The sequence below is a fragment of the Streptomyces sp. NPDC002884 genome (genome assembly GCF_040295245.1).
Lineage (GTDB): Bacteria > Actinomycetota > Actinomycetes > Streptomycetales > Streptomycetaceae > Streptomyces.
In genome coordinates, this window is record NZ_JBEOVB010000002.1 from 565,882 (window position 1) to 581,976 (window position 16,095).

A 16,095-nucleotide genomic window follows, 5' to 3' on the forward strand; every position below is an offset into this window, starting at 1 on the left:
GCCCGGCGCGGGGCGGGTCCCGTCGAGCCGGACCGGCGGGACGGCCGGGAGAGGGACGGCCCGCTCTCCCGGCCGGGGCCGGTTCCGGTCAGCTCGGCCGGGGCGGGTAGATCTCGGTGTAGCCGATACCGGTCACCGGTGAGCCGGCGATCTCGCCGCGCACGCCGACCGAGCCCTCCCAGTAGACGGCGCCCACGGTGGACAGCAGGTTCAGCTCCTGGTCGACCAGGTTCGGTGTGACGGTCAGGTGCCCGCCGGGCACGGTCACCTCCCACCCGGAGCCGTAGGTGATCCCCGTGGCCGGACTGGTCCATGAGCCGGTGTCGGTCGTGCTCAGCTTCGAACGGCTCAGGTTCGTGGTCCGGCCGTTCGGACGGATCAGGGTCCCGACGGTCTCGACGATCTTCCCGGAGGTGTCGCGCACGAAGTACAGCATGTACTGCTTGCCGTCGGTGAGGTGGACGCTGAACCAGTCCCAGCCGGCGCCGATCGTGAAATCGTTGTCACCCCATTGGTGATCACCCCACGACAACCCGGTGACCTGCACCGGGACCCCGTGGTCGATGATCGTCCCGCTGGCCTGCATGGACGTCCACGAGTAGTACTTCGAGGTGCCCAGGGGGCCGTACGGGATGGTGCCGCGGTCGCCGTGCAGCGCGACCGGCCTGGTGCTGCGCAGCTGGAGGTCCAACTCGTACTCCGGCAGGGCGGCGTGCAGCGTGGCCCGGCCGGCGCCGCCGCGCATCGTCCAGTCGCCGGTGTCGAGCGTGAACCCGTCGGTGGTGTCGGGGAGCGGGTGCGAGTCCGGTGTGCCCGCGTACTGGAAGGTGCCCCTGGTGAGGTCGCTGACGGCGAAGTGCCCGATGTAGACGGGCTGGGGTCCCTTGTCGAGGAACTGGAACACCACCTGCTCGAACCCGTAGCAGTGCGCTCGGCCCTGCGGGTCCACGCCCCGGAGGTGCCCGACGTAGTACCACCATTCGGCCCGCTCCCGGTGCGGAGCCTCGTCCCGGGGTATCCGCACCCCCTCGCGCCGACCCTGCCCGGTGGCGGACGACCGTTCGACCGACGCCGTGTCGGAGCAGACGGCACCGGCGCCCGACGGCAGGGCTGCGGCGACGCGAGGTGGCCCGACGCCGGTGCTCAGTAACAGCAGTGCGGCGACGGCCAGGACCCGAAGCCATGGTCTGGCGAGACGGACGCGTAACTCCATGTGGCACTCCCCGGGATCGGAAACACTGTTCCCATGATCGGGAACAGTGTTTCCGGACCCTAGAGGCGGGCCTGCTTCAAGGTCAAGTTCTTTGGATGTACCCCGCACGCAGAAGCACATGCGGGACGGTCCTCGAGGACCGCTGGAGCCCGTGAGCGGCACCTGTTCCCTTGCCTGGATACAGTGTTCCGGTGACAGGAACAGGCGTGGACGAGACGATCGAGGAAGAGCCGGGCGCGGCGACCGCACCCGGGTCGCCGGCGTGGTGGGCGGCCCGCCGGAGCGGCGAGGAACCGGTGAAGCGCCCTCCCGTCACCCCGGCCCGCATCGTGGCCGGCGCCCTCGAACTGATCGACCGCGAGGGGCTGGCCGCGCTGAGCATGCGGAACCTGGCCGCCGAACTCCGGACGGGCACGACCACGCTCTACCGGAACGTCGCGGGCAAGGACGAGGTCCTGGTGCTGGTCGCCGACGCGGTGATGGGCGAGGCGCGCTTCCGGCCGGCGGCGGGCCCGGGGTGGCGCGCGGCCCTCGAGGAGTTCGCCCGCGCCCTGCACGCGGTGCTGAGCGCCCACCCGAACGTCGTCCCTCTGCTCGCCACCGCGATCCCGGTGGGCCCGAACTCCCTCCGCGCCAGGGAGCTGGCCCTCGGCGCCCTGCGGGAGCACGGGTTCGACCGGACGCTGGCGGCCGACGTCTACACCGCCCTGCTCCAGCAGGTGTTCGCCTCGGCCCTTCAGGAGCCGACGAACGACCTCCGCGCCGGAGGCCTCGGCGCCGTGAAGAGCCCGGCACTGCGCGACTTCTACCGCTCACTGCCGACCGACCGGTTCCCGCACCTGGTGGACCTGGCCGACGCGCTGACCTCGCGCACCGGTACCGAGGAGTTCACCTTCGGGCTGGGGTGCCTGCTCGACGGCGTGGAGACACGCCTGCGGGCGCTGCCCGCACCGGACTCCGCGCAGGCTCTCGGCCGCCGGGCCGTCCTCGGGACGCCGGGCGACCGAGTCGCAGTGCCACGGATCGAGCGGTGACAGGCGCCCGCCGGGGACGGTGAACACCCCGGGGCCGGCGGCCCGCCCGCAACCGCTCACGCTGCACGCTCACGCGCCTGCCCCGTTCACGCGCCTGCCCCGTTCAAGCGCCGGCCGCGCTCACCTGCCGGGTCGGCCGGACGCACGGTCAGGGCAGCGGCCGCCCGCTCCGTGCCGTCAGCGCCACGTCCACGCCTGGTTGGTGTTGCCCGCGCAGCTCCAGGCCTGGACCCGCTGACCGTCCTGACCGGAGCTCGTCGCCTCCGCGTCCAGACAGAAGCCGTCCGGAACGCTGACCATCTGGACACCGGACCCGGCGGAGGCGCCCAGCCGCCACCGCTGCGCGGCCAGCCCGTCGCACCGGCTGCTGTGGATGCCGTGGCCGTTCCGGCCGGCGCCCGCGGCGTCGGCGTCCAGACAGCGGTGATTGCCCTGGTTGACGACGGTGTACTGGGAGGTCCGGCCCGGCACCGGGTACAGCGCCCACTCCTGCTGCGAGGCGCCCGTGCACTCCCACACCTGAACCGTCTGGTCCTCGCTGTTCGCGGTGCCGGTGTCGGCGTCGAGGCACCTCGCCACGTCGACGGTGTCGACGGACTCGGTCACCGTGACCGTGCCGGTGCGGACGGCGCCGCCGGGGCTGCTGTACAGAAGTGCCCTGGTCTTCTGGTCGACCTTCCCGTCGGCGGTGAGGCCGGCCGCGGTCTGGAAGACCTTGACCGCGGCGAGGGTCCGCGCCCCGAAACGACCGTCCGTCGTGACGTCCAGGCCGTAGCCCGCCAGAAGGCGCTGAAGGGCGGCGACGCAGTTCCCGCTGGAGCCCGAGACGATCTCCACGAGACACTCGGCGGCCCGGAGATCCAGCGGCAGGGCGTCCCGGGTGGCCGTCGTCCCGGAAGGCGTGGCCGCCGCCGAGCCGCCGGCCCCGGACGCCGTCGCGACGGGGGCGGGGGACGTCGCCTTCGGTGAGGCGCCGGGCGCGGATGCCGCGGGTGCGGTCACGGCCGGGGTGGACGCCTGCCCCGGTGCGGCGGAGGCGGGGGCGTCGGCCGGGTACAGCAGCGCCACGGTGAGACCGCCGGTGACCAGCGCGGCCACCGCCGCGGCCAGGACGATGTTCCGACGGTGGCGACCGCGCGCGGCGGTGGCGGCGAGGACGGCGGGGGCGGCGGCAGACGCCGGCGGGGCGCTGGGCGGTTCACGGCGCGGGGCGGAGGGCGGATCACCGGGGGCGGGCGCACCGCCCGGGGTGGAACCGGGCCGCGCGCCGGCGGCGGGGAACGCCGTGCCGGCGGGAGACGACGGGGACCGGCGCGGGTCGGCGGCGGACGGGCGTGGGTCGGCGGGTGCCGACAGCTGGTGTCCGATGGCTGTCCTGAACACCACGTCCGGCGCCGGTCTCAGCTCGGCGTCCTTGTCCAGACACCGGCGCACGAACGAGGCCAGCTCGGCGTCGACGGCCGCCACCTTGTCGAGGACGTCCTCGCGCGGCGGGTCGAACGCGACCCGGTGCAGCACGTCGACGCCGGTCCCCTCGCCGAAGGGAGCCTCGCCCGCGACCGCGTACGTCAGGGTGGAGGCCAGCGTGAACACGTCGGACGCGGCGGTCACCGCCTGGCCCCGTACCTGTTCCGGGGACATGAAGGCGATCGTGCCCACGTTCTGGCCGGTCGTGGTGATGGAGGTGCCGTCGGAGGCCTGGACGACGCCGAAGTCGATGACCCGGGCGCCGTCGGCCGCCAGGATCACGTTGGACGGCTTGAGGTCGCGATGCACGATCCCCGCCCGCCACATGGCCTCGACCGCCCGGCCCAGGTCGGCCATCAGCCGCCAGGCCGCCGCCGCGTCCAGCGGACCGCGTTTCTCGACGGCGTCCTCGAGCGTGGGCCCCGGTATGTACTCGGTGGCCACCCACAGCAGGTCCTCGTCGCTGCCGCTGCCCATCAGCCGCACGGTGTGCGCCCCCTGGACGCTGCCCAGCGCGTCGACCTCCCGCGCGAAGCGCTTCCGGAACCGCGGGTCCTCCGCGTACTCGGGCCGGATCACCTTGACGGCGGCCGGCCCCGGCCCGCCCTCGGTGTTCCGGCCCAGATAGACCCGGCCCATCCCGCCGCTGCCGAGCACCGACACGAGCAGATACGGTCCGACCCGCACGGGGTCGCTCTTCCGCAGTGGTGCAGGGGGAGGCGGTTCCATGCCGGCCGCCGCGTAGGCGAGTGCGTGCGACCGGATGTGATGGGGGTCAGACATGGGGATTTCCGGTCTCTCACGTGACATGTGCGATGTGCGCGACTGATGTCGGTCAGCGGGAGACTATCGCAACGTCCTTTCGGAATAGAGGAGTTGGTGTTCGGGGCGATTCGGGCGGGGCCGGTCCCGTGGCGTGGCCGGGCAGCGGGTCTCCTGGCCGGGCAGCTGTCCTCCGCCCGATGGGCCGGCGGGTTCCGGAAGCCCCGGCCGGCCAGGATCGTCGGTCTGCTCGTCGGTCTGCTCGTCAGTCTCCTACCTCGACCACCTCGACTCCCGCCTCGCGCAGCCGGGTGCAGCTCTTCTCGTCCCCGGGCGCGTTGGTCACCACCATGTCGAGATCCTCCGGGCCGCACACCCGGGCCATGCCGGTGCCGGGGAACTTGCCCGCGTCCGCCACCAGGACCACCTGGGCGCTGGCGGCGATCATGGCTCTCTTGACGGGCACCTCGACGGCGGTGGTGTCCAGCACCTGCCCGTCGGGGCGGACTCCGCTGGTGCCGAGGAAGAGCCGGTCGGCGTGCACCTGGCGCAGGTTGTCCTCGGTGAGGAAGCCCACCAGCGACCGGTAGTCGCGCCGGACCACGCCGCCCAGCAGGATCAGCTGAACGGCCTTGTCGTCCTGGAGTTCCTCGTAGACGGCCAGGTTGCTGGTGATCACGGTCAGGGACCGGCCGTGCAGATGGCGGGCCACCCGGTGGGCCGTGGTGCCGATGTCGAGCAGCAGGGTCTCGCCGTCCCTGACGAGGTCCGCGCACCAGGCGGCCAGGGCGTCCTTCGCCTCGACCCGGACGCCGGCCACGTCGGCGAACGGGTCGTCCTCGCCCAGGACGGGGGCGGCACCGCCGTAGACCCGCTTGAGCAGGCCCTCGTCCTCCAGTTGCGCGAGATCGCGCCGGATCGTGGCCTGGCTCGCCCCGACCCTCCCGGCCAGGACGGCCACCGTGGTGGGCCCGTCCGCGCGCAGGGCGCGCAGGATCAGCTGATGTCTTCGGTCAGCGAGCATGCGGCAGACCATACGCGCCAACGCGCCAAACTCAAGCAAAGTCGAGCATGGATGTCTCGATTCGCGCTTGACTCTTGTCAAAGCCGCGCACCGGGTGCACTCTCTTGCGTAATTCGGAGCCAGGCCCGGACCCCACTCCGGTCGGCCGAAGCGGATGAACGGCATATTCCGCCGTCACGACGCGTCGGCACCGTCTGAGAGGACCAGGTCACACACCCCGGGTGGCTGAAGGGTTCCCTCTCACGCCGATGCTCTTCAGCCACCCGGCCTCCCGCCGCGTCCCCTGCGCGGCTCTGACGCACACAGGTCCTGTCGGACATGACAGATATGCCGGACGCATCGAGCCCGCCGAACCCGCCGCAACCCAGGAGAAGATCGTGGACCTTTCCCGCAGACGGTTCCTTCAGGCCGCCGTACTGACGGCCGCCGCGGCCGGCGCCACCGCAGCGTGCGGTGGTGGCTCAGGATCGAGCGGCGCCAAGGACAGCAAGAACCTGACCCTCTGGTACTGGTCCGGGGGCCTGAGTGACAAGGTCGTCGCGGACACCAAGAAGCACTTCTCCGACATCAGCCTCAAGACCTCCGTGGTCGGCGGTGACTTCAAGACGAAGCTGCTCACCGGTCTGCGGGCCGCGCAGTCCGCGCCGGACATCACCGGCATCAAGGGCGAGGACATCGCCTCCTTCCTGCCCAACGCGGACCGCTTCGTCGACCTGAAGACCGTCGGCGCGGACAAGCTGGTCCCGCAGTACCTGTCGTGGAAGCTGAAGCAGGCCACCACCGAGGACGGCAAGCTCATCGGCTTCCCGATCGACATCGGCCCGTGCGCCACCTTCTACCGCGAGGACCTCTTCGCGCAGGCCGGCCTGCCCACCGATCCGACCGAGGTCTCCGCCCAACTCGCCACCTGGGAAGACTACTTCAAGGCCGGCGTCGAACTGCACAAGGCCGTGCCGAAGACCTTCCTCGTCAACAACATCGGCTCGGTCTTCACCATGGTCGTCGGCCAGGGCACCCAGCGGTTCATCGACGAGGACGGCAGGTTCATCGGCGACCAGGACCACATCCGGGCCGCCTGGACCACCGCCGTCAAGCCCTACGCCCTCGGCATCGACGCCAAGATCAACGACAACACCTGGAACGCGGCCGTCAGCGGCGGCACCCTGGGCACCGAGATCGGCGCCGCCTGGCACGCGCTGGACATCAGCAACGCGGCACCCGGCACCAAGGGCAAGTGGCGGGTGGCGAGCCTGCCCGGCGGGCCGTCCAACCTCGGCGGGTCCTTCCTGGCCGTCCCCGCGACCAGCGGCAACCCCGAAGAGGCCTTCAAGATCATCAGCTGGATCCTCAGCCCGGAGAACCAGGCCCGCGGTTTCACCGACGCGGCCCTGTTCCCGACCGCGCCTGCCGCGTACAAGCTGCCGGCGCTGACCGGCGGCGACGCCTTCTTCGGCGGTCAGAAGACCATCGAGATCTTCGGCCCGGCGGCCGAGAAGATCCCCGCGGCCTACGAGGCCCCGGCCGACGCGGCGGTCTCCGCGCCGTTCTACAGCGAACTGACCAGCATCGAGGCCAAGGGCAAGGACCCCGACGAAGCCTGGAAGGACGCGGTCGCCCAGGCACAGCAGATCGCCCAGCGGCAGGGAGTGAAGTGACATGCCGTCAAGCCCGGTAGCCGGCCCGGCGCCCACCGGACCGACCTCCGGAACCGACACCGGATCCACCGGGCGGCACGCTCCGGACCGTGTCCCCGGTCCGGGGCGGCGCGCCCCCCGGATCAGGCCGGTGTCCGCCGGGGCCCGGCGCGGACCGCGCCGGCGGGTCGCCAGGTACTGGCCGCAGTACCTGGCCGTCTCGCCGTACTACTTGATCTTCTCCGTCTTCATGCTCTTCCCGGTGCTGTACACCGTGTTCCTGGCCTTCCAGAAGTGGGACGGCATCGGGGACATGCACTTCGTCGGGTTCCAGCAGTTCCGCTTCCTCTGGGACGACCCGGTGTTCTGGCTGTCCGTGCGCAACACCCTGGTCATCTGGGTGCTATCGACGGTGCCGATGCTCTTCATGGCGCTGGTGCTCGCGGTGCTGGTGAACTCCACCAAACGGCTCACGGCCTTCTACCGGGTCGCCCTGTTCATTCCCAGCATCACCTCGCTGGTGGCCATCGCGATCTTCTTCGGAGCGATCTTCAGCAACAACTTCGGCCTGATCAACGCGATTCTGCGGTCCCTGCACGTGTCGGCCGTGCCCTGGATGAGCAACGAGTGGACGATCAAGCTGGTCATCTCGGCGCTGATGACCTGGCAGTGGACCGGGTACAACGCCATCATCTACCTGGCCGGCCTGCAGGCGATCCCCTCGGAACTCTACGAGGCCGCCAGGATGGACGGCGCCGGGCCGGTGCGGATCTTCCGCTCCCTCACGATTCCGCTGCTGCGGCCCATCATCCTGTTCACCGTGGTGATCTCCACGGTCACCGGCCTGCAGAGCTTCACCGAACCGCAGGTGCTGTTCGGCAGCGAGGCGGCCACCAATCCCAACTCCGGTGGACCGGGCCAGGCGGGTCTGACCACCTTGCTGTACTTCTACCACCAGGCCTTCGACAACAACGACTTCGGGTACGGGGCCGCGATCGTCTGGGCCTTCTTCCTGCTGATCCTGCTCATCGTCACCGTCAACTGGCGTCTGGTGCAGCGTAAGGAGCGACGGCCGTGAACGGTATGACCGGCAAGCGCGTCCGGGGGCTGAGCGTCCATCTGATCCTGATGACCGGCGTCGTCGTCTCGGTGTTCCCGTTCTACTGGATCGTCGTCATGGCGACGAACACCTCGCAGGACATCTACCGCTATCCGCCGAAGCTGTGGTTCGGCGACCACCTGCTGACCAACATCCAGCACCTGTTCGACAAGATGGCCTTCTTCAGTTCGCTGTCCAACACGGTGATCGTCGCGGTCTGTACGACGGTTCTGGTGCTGTTCTTCGACTCGCTGGCCGCCTTCGCCTTCGCCAAGTACGACTTCCCCGGCAAGAAGTTCCTGTTCGGCCTGCTGCTGTCGATGTACATCCTGCCGACCCAGCTGGCGATCATCCCGCAGTACGAGATCATGGTCCAACTGGGCTGGCTGGGCACGCTCAAGGCGCTCGTCGTGCCCGCCGCCGCCAACGCCTTCGGCATCTTCTGGATGCGCCAGTACACCTCGACCAGCGTTCCCGACGAACTGCTGGACGCCGCCCGCATCGAGGGCGCCGGGTTCTTCCGGCTGTACTGGCACGTGGTGCTGCCGTGCGTCCGCCCGGCCCTGGCGTTCCTCGGCATCTACACCTTCATCGCCGCCTGGAACGACTACATCCTGCCGTTGGTGATGCTGGTGGACCCGGAGCGTCTGACCCTCCAGGTGGCACTGGCCCAGCTGTACGCCGGACACTCCACCGACTACAGCATGGTCATGGCCGGCGTGCTGCTGTCGGTCATCCCGCTGGTGCTGGTGTTCACCTTCTTCGCCCGCGGATTCATCGCCGACGCCACCAAGGGGGCCCTGCGCTGACCGCACGGCGCGCCGGTCAGCCCCCGGAGGCGGTGCGAATGGCAGCGATGTCGAACTGGAGACGCACCTTCTCGCTCACCATGGCGCCGCCCTCGGCCAGACGCGCGTTGTACGTCAGGCCCCATTCGGAACGATCGATGGTGGTGGTGCCGTCGAAACCGGCCCGTTCATAGCCGAACGGGTCGGTGACATGTCCTATGTAGGTGAGGTCAAGGGCTACCGGACGGGTGGTCTGCTTGATGGTGAGGTCGCCGGTCATGCGGTAGACGTCGGGGCCCGCGAGTTGTACGGCGGTACTGGTGAAACGCATCCGCGGATAGGTCGCCGCGTCCAGGAAGTCACGGCCGGTCAGATGCGCGTCGCGCTGCTCCACGCCGGTGTCGACGCTCGCCGTGGACAACACGATCTCGGCGCGTGAACGGGCCGGGTCGCGGCCGTCGAAGTAGAGCCGGCTCTGGTACTCGGTGAAAGCCCCGCGCACGGTGGTCACCAGGGCGTGCCGGACGGAGAAGCCGATACGGCTGTGCGCCGGGTCGATCATCCAGTCGCCGGTCAGCGCCGAGAGGGCGGGATCGGGCAGGCCGGCGGTCGGACGGGAGGACGAGCCGGCGGGGCGTCGCGGAGCTGTGGGGGGAGCCGGGCGTCGTGGGGATGCGCCGCGGGTGAACAGGTTCATGGTTCACGTAGTTACTCCACCGCGGATATCCCCGCAAGGACGCCTCAGGAGCGACAGTGGACCGAATCAGTACCGAAAGGCTGATAGGCCGTCACCGGATGTCCGGCCGATGCAATACCCACACACGCTCGCCACTCCGTCGCCAAGTGGATCCACGGACTCGGGCACAGGCCGCCGCCCCCGGACACCGGCACCTCTACTCGGTCACCGGCACCGGGCCGGGAAGCCGACTTTTCGTCGACTTTTTCGTCAACTCTTCCGGCGTCCTTCCTGTCGACCTTTTTGCCGACACTTGTGTTCACTTCTGGACCGAACTGCGGTATTGGCCCTGTCTGTCGACAGCAGGCAGGGGATCTTCGGTGGAGGCCATCCAGGGGTGGGATAGTGTCGACACCGTTGCGTCGGCTGTGAGCCCGGACAGGCAGGGAGAAGCGCCGCATGACCGATCAGGACACGCACCTCGTGCTGGAGCGCCTCCTGCGGCTGCGGGACCGGCGCGAACCGCTGGTCGCGCAGATCGCCGAATGGGTCGGCGCGGGCATCATCGAGGGCCGGCTGGAGCCGGGCCAAGACCTCAACAGCGTCGATCTGTCGCGCCGGTTCGCGACCAGCCGTACGCCCGTCCGCGAGGCGCTGATGCTCCTCGAGCAGGAGGGTCTGGTCGAGATGAAGGCGCGTCGCCGGCCCAGGGTGGCCGCGCCGTCCCCGCAGGACATCCGGGACATCTACCAGGTGCGCAAGAATCTCCTGTCGATGCTCGCGGGCCTGCTGGTGGCACGGGCCGACGACGAGGAACTGGCCGAGCTGCGCACCCGGGTCGAACGGATGCGGAAGCTGGCCGACGACGGTGACGTGGACGGGTACTTCTGGAGCCACGTGCTGCTCCAGGAGCGGATGACCGAGATGGCCGGCAACCCCACGCTGAAACAGATCCTGGACTCGCTGGCCCTGCGGACGCTGATGCTGCGGCACCTGAGCCTGACCCGGGCCGGACGTCTCGCGCACAGCGTCGACGACCAGGAGCGGCTGCTCCAGGCCTGCGAGGAGCGGGACGGGGAACTGGCCTCCGTCCTGATCGCGGGGGCGACCGTACGGGCGCAGCGGGCCGTCGAGGAGCAGTTGGAGCAGGACGACGCGGCACGCGGACGCAAGCCCGCACGCGGTCGCCGCGCCGCCTCGTGACGCCCGCCGCAACGCCCTCCGGGAACCGTGCACGCGGTGACGGGGGTGACCTCCCGGAGAGCCCGGAGAGCCCGGAGAGCCCGGAGAGCCCGGAGAGCCCGGAGAGCCCGGAGAGCCCGGAGAGCCCGGAGAGCCCGGAGAGCCCGGAGAGTCCGGAGAGCCCGGCGGTCACGCGGACCCCTTTCGCGAGGCGGGCGCGGCTGTCCTGCGCGGCCGCGACACGGCGCACCCCGAGGGTCGGCCCTCAGGCGGCCGGGAGCCGCTCGACGAAGTGCTCCAGGTCCTCGGTCGTGGGCCTCAGCAGGCCGTCCCGCAGGGCGAGTGCCGTGGCTTCGGCGCGGGAGGCGCTGCCGGTCTTGCGGAGCAGGTGCTCGACATGGCTGTGCACGGTCCGGGGGGACAGGAACAGGGCCTGGGCGATGGCCTGATTGGTCTGGCCGCGGGCGGCACGGGTGAGCACCTCCAGTTCGCGTGGACTCAGGCCGTACGGCAGCTCGGTGGGAGTCCCGGTCACCAGAACCGACTGCCGGGCCATCGGTGACCCCGTCGTGCACCGGCGCAGCACCACGCGGTGCCAGTCGCGCCCCACCGGCCACAGCACCCGCAGCCGCAGACCGCCCGAAGCGGTGAACTCCCCGACCAGGCGGCGGAACGCGGGGTCCGTCAGCACCGGGGCGGGCTCGCGGCCCGGGAGGTCGATGACGCCACCGGCCGTGACCAGGTTCGCGCCCGCTCCGGCCGGCAGGTCGTGGACGTCACCGCTGTGCGACGTCGGGTCGGCGAGGGCGCCGAGGGCGGGCAGGATCGAGGCCAGCAGCAGGCGTGCCTCCGTGTCGTAGGTGCCCGGCCCCTCGGCGGACAGGTTGACCAGCCCGACCAGGCGGCCCTGGTGGCGCAGGGCGCCGGTCAGCGCGTCCCGGAATCCGGCGGGGCGGACCCGCTCGGCGTAGAACCAGCCGTTGCGGAAGCGCTGCCCGCCGGCCGCCATGTCCTCGACGTCCTCGGTGATGGACTGGGGCAGTGTCCGCCGGACCACGTTGGCGTACCAGGGGGTCGCGGCGAACTCGGCGGCGAGCGACTCGGACGTCCCGGCCGGGTAGCCGACGCCCGCGATCTGCACATGGGTGCCGGTGATCGGGTCGATGGCCAACAGGGTCGCCGCGTCAAGAGGGAGGGCGTGGCCGAGTTCGTGCAGGGCCTGCGTGCAGGCCGATGCGGTGTCGTGTTCGCGGGTGAGCATGCCGATGCGGGTGGCTGCCGCGAGCTGCTGGTGGCTGATCATGCGGGCCTCCGGGAACCCACGACCAGGAATGTCGTTTGGTCCCTAACGTTATGGGCCTTCCGGTCGCCGGACAAGGCGTGCACCGATTTCGTGACCGGATGTCCGCCGCCGCCCCCGGGCCCTCGGAACGGTCGGTATTTGTACGGATGGCGGGCCGGGGCGCCCGGGTCTTTCCTGTTCGGCACAGCCGGACGCCCGATGTCACCAGGACCGGGCCACCTTCCTCGGAGAGCGCCGCATGAACAGATTCCCGTCCCCTTCCCAGGCCTCACGCCGGCGGTTCCTCGCCCTGTCCGGGGGAACCGTCGCCGCCACCCTGCTGGGCGCCGCCGGCTGCGCGGCACCGGACGACGGCGCGAGCTCCGCGCGGGCCGCGGGCGCCTCGGCGACGGGAGCGCGGACCCTCACCAGAATCGGCCTGGACTACCCCTTCACCCAGCTCCCGCTCTACTCGACGCTGGTCGAACTGTCCTCCGCCGCCGCCAGGAAGCACGACATCTCCCTGCTGACCACGAGCGACGCGAGCAGCGCCGACACCCAGGCCACCAATCTGAAGACCTGGGTCTCCCAGAAGATCCCGGCCATCGTGTCCTTCCCGATGGTCTTCGAGGCCACCGAGTCGATCGCCGAGGCGGCCATGGACGCGGGGCTGATCTGGGTGACGTACGGCGGATCGCTGGAACACCAGAGCGCGGACATCCAGTTCAGCTTCCGCGAGGGCGGCACCCTCCTGGGGGAGGCGGCGGCCCGGTGGGCCCACGAGCAGCTCGGCGGCAAGGGCAAGATCGCGTTCCTCACGGACAACACGATCCAGCTGGGCCGCGAGCGCACGAAGGGCATGGTCGAGGCCTTCACCAAGGCCGCGCCCGGCGTCGACGTGGTCGCCCAGGAGCAGGCCATCGACCCCGACACCGGGCTGTCCAAGTCCCGGGCCCTGCTGGCCGAGCACCCCGACCTCAACATCATCCTCGGGGTCACGGACGCCGCCGCGTACGGCGGGTTCAAGGCGCTCCAGCAGACGGGCCGCAAGACCACCGACGCCAGGACCTTCGTCGGCGGCCAGGACGGCGCGGCCCCCTCCCTCCTCGCGATCAAGCAGGGCACCTTCTACCGGGCGTCGGCCGCCCTGGCACCGCGGGACATCGCCGACGCCGTCGTCGACGTGCCCCTCGCGGTCGCCGCGGGAAAGGCGAACCCCGGCGTCCAGGTGCCGATCACGCTCGTCGGACCCGGCGACACCGCGCGCATCGACGACCTGCTCGCCCAGAACTCCTAGGTGCTCACCATGACGGAACCGACGCTCCGCGTCAGCGGCCTCGGCAAGTCCTTCGGCGGCGTCCGCGCGCTGGACGGCGTCGACCTCACCGTCCCGGCGGGCCAGGTGCACGCGCTCCTCGGCCACAACGGCGCCGGCAAGTCGACCCTGATCAAGTGTCTCGGCGGCGCGTTCCCGCCGGACACCGGCACGATCGAGGTGGCCGGGACCACGTACACCAGGCTGAGTCCGCGCGAGTCGATCGCCGCCGGTGTGGCGATCATCTTCCAGACGCCGAGCGTCGTCGACTCCCTCACGGTGGCCGAGAACATCTTCCTCGGCCAGGAGTGGACCCGGTTCGGAACGGTCCACAGGCGCGCCCAGGAAGAGGTGGCGGCCGGTCTGCTGGAGCGGGTCACGGCGACCTGCTCACCCCGCGACCGGGTCGGTGAACTCCCCATGGCTCAGCGGCAGTTGGTGGAGATCGCCAAGGCGCTCAGCCGCAGTGCCTCGGTGCTGGTCCTGGACGAACCCACCGCCGCGCTGTCCGCGGGGGAGAGCGACGCCCTCGCCGAGCGGGTCGAACACCTGCGGGGCCAGGGGCTGGCCATCGTGTACGTCACCCATCTGCTCGCCGAGGTGGAGCGGCTGGCGGACGCGGTGACGGTACTGAGGGACGGCCGGGTGAGCCACCGCTCGACGGTCTCGGGACGGACGAGAAGCGAACTGGTGGAGGCGATCGTCGGAGCGGCGTCCCGCGAGCACGGCCCGGGAAGGCGACCCGGGCGGCACGGGGAACCGCGCGACCGGCCACGGACGACCGTATCGCCGCCGGACGACATGCAGCGCCCACCCCTCAAGCGCCCCCGTCTCACCGTGACCGCCCTGCAAGGGCCCCGCTTCGGCCCCGTCGACCTGGCCGTCGCCGAGGGCGAGATCGTCGGCCTGTACGGACTCGTCGGCGCGGGCCGCACCCGCATCCTCGAAACCCTCTTCGGCAGACGCCCCGCGACCGGCGGAACCGTCCGCGTGGGCGACCGGACCGTCACCGTCACCAGCCCCTCGGACGCGCTGGCCGCGGGCCTCGCCCTCGTCCCGGGGGACCGACGCCGACAGGCGGTGTTCCCGGTGCTCAGCGCACAGGACAACGCGCTGCTCCCGTCGGTACGCACGCTGGCCCGGCACGGGGTGCGTGCGCTGCGCGCCGAACGGCGCGTCTTCGGCGCGCTCTCCGACGCCGTGGGACTGCGCCCGGGCCGACCACGACTGCCGGCCGCCGCCTTCTCGGGCGGGAACCAGCAGAAGCTCGTCCTGGGCAGATGGATCAACGAGGCGCGCGACGTCGACGTCCTGCTCCTCGACGAGCCCACCCAGGGCGTAGACGTGGGCGCCCGCCAGGAGATCTACCAGGTGGTGTCCTCGCTGGCCGAACAGCGCGGCACCGCCGTGCTGTTCGCCTCCGGCGACCCCGAGGAGATCGTCGCGCTCGCCCACCGCTGCCTGATCGTCTCCGCCGGCCGGGTCGTCGGCGAGCTGACCGGCGTCGGGATCACCGAAGCCGCCCTGCTCTCGGCCGTCCACGAAGCACACCCCACGACCTCCCCGAGCCCGGAAGGAGCGGCATGACCACCGCGTCCACCACCACCGCGTCCACCGACCGTCTCCTGCCGACGCCCCGCGCACTGGCGGACGGCGGGCTGAACGCCGTACGGCGGCATCCGCTGCTCCTCGTCCTCGCCGTCATGGTGCTGGGCTTCCAGATGTCGACCGGCAGCTTCCTGGACGCGGGCAACCTGCGCGGCATCGCCACCGACGCCGCCACCCTCGCCATCGTGGCCGTGCCGCTGGCCCTGCTGGTCATCAGCGGGTACCTCGACCTCTCGGTCGGTTCCACCCTCGCCCTCGGCGGGCTGGTGGCCGGCTGGCTCGCCGGGCAGCAGCACCAGTCGCCGCTCGTCGCCGTCCTCGGCGCGCTGGCGGCGGGCGCGGCGGTCGGTGCCGTGAACGGCGTCCTGTGCTGCCGGCTGGGGCTGTCCGCGTTCATCGTGACGCTGGGCATGCTGACGGCGGTGCGCGGCTTCGCACAGCAGCTCTTCCCGCTGCCGCTGAGCGGCTTCGGCTCCGGATTCGCCTGGCTCGGCGGTTCGCGGATCGCCGGGATCGACGCACCGGTCGTCATCGCCGCGCTCGTCCTCGTGGCGGGCGCCTTGTTCCTGGCGCTCACCCCGGCCGGACGGCACGTCTTCGCGATCGGCGTCAACCGGGAGGCCGCCTACCTCTCCGGCATCGGCGTCCGCCGTACGCCGTTCGCGCTGTTCCTCGTCACGGGGGCCGCCGCCGCGCTCGCCGGGGCGATCAAGGCGTCGGTGCTGGACAGCGTCGTCGCCGGCACCTCGGGGGCCGGATTCGAACTGACCGTCCTCACCGCCGTCCTCCTCGGCGGCGTGGCGCTCACCGGCGGCTCCGGTTCCGTCTTCGGCGTCCTGCTCGGCGTGCTGTTCCTCGGCTGTCTCCAGAACGGCCTGACACTGCTGAGCGTGCCGACGTTCTGGCAGCAGATGGCCCAGGGCACCGCCCTGGTCGCGGGAGCGGCACTCGCCTTCTTCGGCCCGCGGCCCACCCGGTGACCCGCACCCCCTCACTCCGCCCCCGCCCCGA

13 protein-coding genes are annotated in these 16,095 nt (G+C 71.2%); 8 read left to right on the plus strand and 5 right to left on the minus strand.

Translation table 11 applies throughout. The features are described 5' to 3' along the window. Window positions 1-88: 88 nt before the first annotated feature. Complete coding sequence (locus tag ABT070_RS06895; protein ID WP_351755725.1) at window positions 89-1,213, minus strand: lipocalin-like domain-containing protein; 1,125 nt, start codon at window positions 1,211-1,213, stop codon at window positions 89-91. 191 nt (window positions 1,214-1,404) lie between these two features. Between ABT070_RS06895 and ABT070_RS06900 the strand changes: the two genes are divergently transcribed. Beyond that, a complete protein-coding gene (locus tag ABT070_RS06900) occupies window positions 1,405-2,247 on the plus strand; it encodes a TetR/AcrR family transcriptional regulator (RefSeq protein WP_351755728.1) in 843 nt (280 codons plus the stop codon). A gap of 177 nt (window positions 2,248-2,424) precedes the next feature. On the opposite strand, the gene ABT070_RS06905 is transcribed toward ABT070_RS06900, so the two are convergent. Next, entirely contained in the window at window positions 2,425-4,497 is a 2,073-nt protein-coding gene (locus tag ABT070_RS06905; protein WP_351755731.1) for a protein kinase domain-containing protein, read from the minus strand. Window positions 4,498-4,741: 244 nt separating this feature from the next. Continuing rightward, complete coding sequence (locus ABT070_RS06910) at window positions 4,742-5,500, minus strand: DeoR/GlpR family DNA-binding transcription regulator (protein WP_351755734.1); 759 nt, start codon at window positions 5,498-5,500, stop codon at window positions 4,742-4,744. Window positions 5,501-5,877: 377 nt separating this feature from the next. Between ABT070_RS06910 and ABT070_RS06915 the strand changes: the two genes are divergently transcribed. From ABT070_RS06915 to ABT070_RS06925, 3 genes are all read left to right on the plus strand, one after another. Continuing rightward, complete coding sequence (locus ABT070_RS06915; protein ID WP_351755736.1) at window positions 5,878-7,155, plus strand: ABC transporter substrate-binding protein; 1,278 nt, start codon at window positions 5,878-5,880, stop codon at window positions 7,153-7,155. Window positions 7,156-7,285: 130 nt separating this feature from the next. After that, a complete protein-coding gene (locus tag ABT070_RS06920) occupies window positions 7,286-8,212 on the plus strand; it encodes a carbohydrate ABC transporter permease (RefSeq protein ID WP_351755738.1) in 927 nt (308 codons plus the stop codon). Window positions 8,213-8,217: 5 nt separating this feature from the next. After that, window positions 8,218-9,042: a carbohydrate ABC transporter permease gene (locus ABT070_RS06925; RefSeq protein WP_351756012.1), complete on the plus strand. Its 825-nt coding sequence runs from the start codon at window positions 8,218-8,220 to the stop codon at window positions 9,040-9,042. 16 nt (window positions 9,043-9,058) lie between these two features. Here the strand turns inward: ABT070_RS06925 and ABT070_RS06930 are convergent, their stop codons facing one another. After that, the gene (locus ABT070_RS06930; RefSeq protein ID WP_351755741.1) at window positions 9,059-9,718 is read right to left on the minus strand and encodes a YceI family protein; all 660 of its coding nucleotides are present in this window, start codon (window positions 9,716-9,718) and stop codon (window positions 9,059-9,061) included. A gap of 438 nt (window positions 9,719-10,156) precedes the next feature. Here ABT070_RS06930 and ABT070_RS06935 point away from each other — a divergent pair, with 438 nt between their 5' ends. Continuing rightward, a complete protein-coding gene (locus ABT070_RS06935; protein WP_351755744.1) occupies window positions 10,157-10,900 on the plus strand; it encodes a GntR family transcriptional regulator in 744 nt (247 codons plus the stop codon). 244 nt (window positions 10,901-11,144) lie between these two features. Here the strand turns inward: ABT070_RS06935 and ABT070_RS06940 are convergent, their stop codons facing one another. Continuing rightward, window positions 11,145-12,182 carry a helix-turn-helix transcriptional regulator gene (locus ABT070_RS06940; protein WP_351755747.1) on the minus strand — a complete coding sequence of 346 codons (1,038 nt, stop codon included), beginning with the start codon at window positions 12,180-12,182 and terminating at the stop codon, window positions 11,145-11,147. A 238-nt stretch (window positions 12,183-12,420) separates the two neighbouring features. Between ABT070_RS06940 and ABT070_RS06945 the strand changes: the two genes are divergently transcribed. From ABT070_RS06945 to ABT070_RS06955, 3 genes are read left to right on the plus strand one after another with little or no spacing between them, the layout of a single operon-like run. Further along, window positions 12,421-13,458, plus strand: coding sequence for a sugar ABC transporter substrate-binding protein (locus ABT070_RS06945; RefSeq protein ID WP_351755750.1), 1,038 nt, complete (start codon window positions 12,421-12,423; stop codon window positions 13,456-13,458). A 9-nt stretch (window positions 13,459-13,467) separates the two neighbouring features. Further along, complete coding sequence (locus ABT070_RS06950; RefSeq protein ID WP_351755753.1) at window positions 13,468-15,063, plus strand: sugar ABC transporter ATP-binding protein; 1,596 nt, start codon at window positions 13,468-13,470, stop codon at window positions 15,061-15,063. After that, window positions 15,060-16,064 (plus strand): ABC transporter permease, encoded by a 1,005-nt coding sequence (locus tag ABT070_RS06955; protein ID WP_351755756.1) that lies wholly within the window; start codon window positions 15,060-15,062, stop codon window positions 16,062-16,064. The genes ABT070_RS06950 and ABT070_RS06955 overlap by 4 nt, the downstream gene beginning before the upstream one ends. Window positions 16,065-16,095: the final 31 nt, after the last annotated feature.

Coding starts and splice junctions, on each gene's coding strand:
- ABT070_RS06905 (WP_351755731.1), bottom strand. CDS start 4,497: ATGTCTGACCCCCATCACATCCGGTCGCACGCACTCGCCTACGCGGCG.
- ABT070_RS06950 (WP_351755753.1), top strand. CDS start 13,468: ATGACGGAACCGACGCTCCGCGTCAGCGGCCTCGGCAAGTCCTTCGGC.
- ABT070_RS06940 (WP_351755747.1), bottom strand. CDS start 12,182: ATGATCAGCCACCAGCAGCTCGCGGCAGCCACCCGCATCGGCATGCTC.
- ABT070_RS06945 (WP_351755750.1), top strand. CDS start 12,421: ATGAACAGATTCCCGTCCCCTTCCCAGGCCTCACGCCGGCGGTTCCTC.
- ABT070_RS06910 (WP_351755734.1), bottom strand. CDS start 5,500: ATGCTCGCTGACCGAAGACATCAGCTGATCCTGCGCGCCCTGCGCGCG.
- ABT070_RS06925 (WP_351756012.1), top strand. CDS start 8,218: ATGACCGGCAAGCGCGTCCGGGGGCTGAGCGTCCATCTGATCCTGATG.
- ABT070_RS06935 (WP_351755744.1), top strand. CDS start 10,157: ATGACCGATCAGGACACGCACCTCGTGCTGGAGCGCCTCCTGCGGCTG.
- ABT070_RS06895 (WP_351755725.1), bottom strand. CDS start 1,213: ATGGAGTTACGCGTCCGTCTCGCCAGACCATGGCTTCGGGTCCTGGCC.
- ABT070_RS06955 (WP_351755756.1), top strand. CDS start 15,060: ATGACCACCGCGTCCACCACCACCGCGTCCACCGACCGTCTCCTGCCG.
- ABT070_RS06930 (WP_351755741.1), bottom strand. CDS start 9,718: ATGAACCTGTTCACCCGCGGCGCATCCCCACGACGCCCGGCTCCCCCC.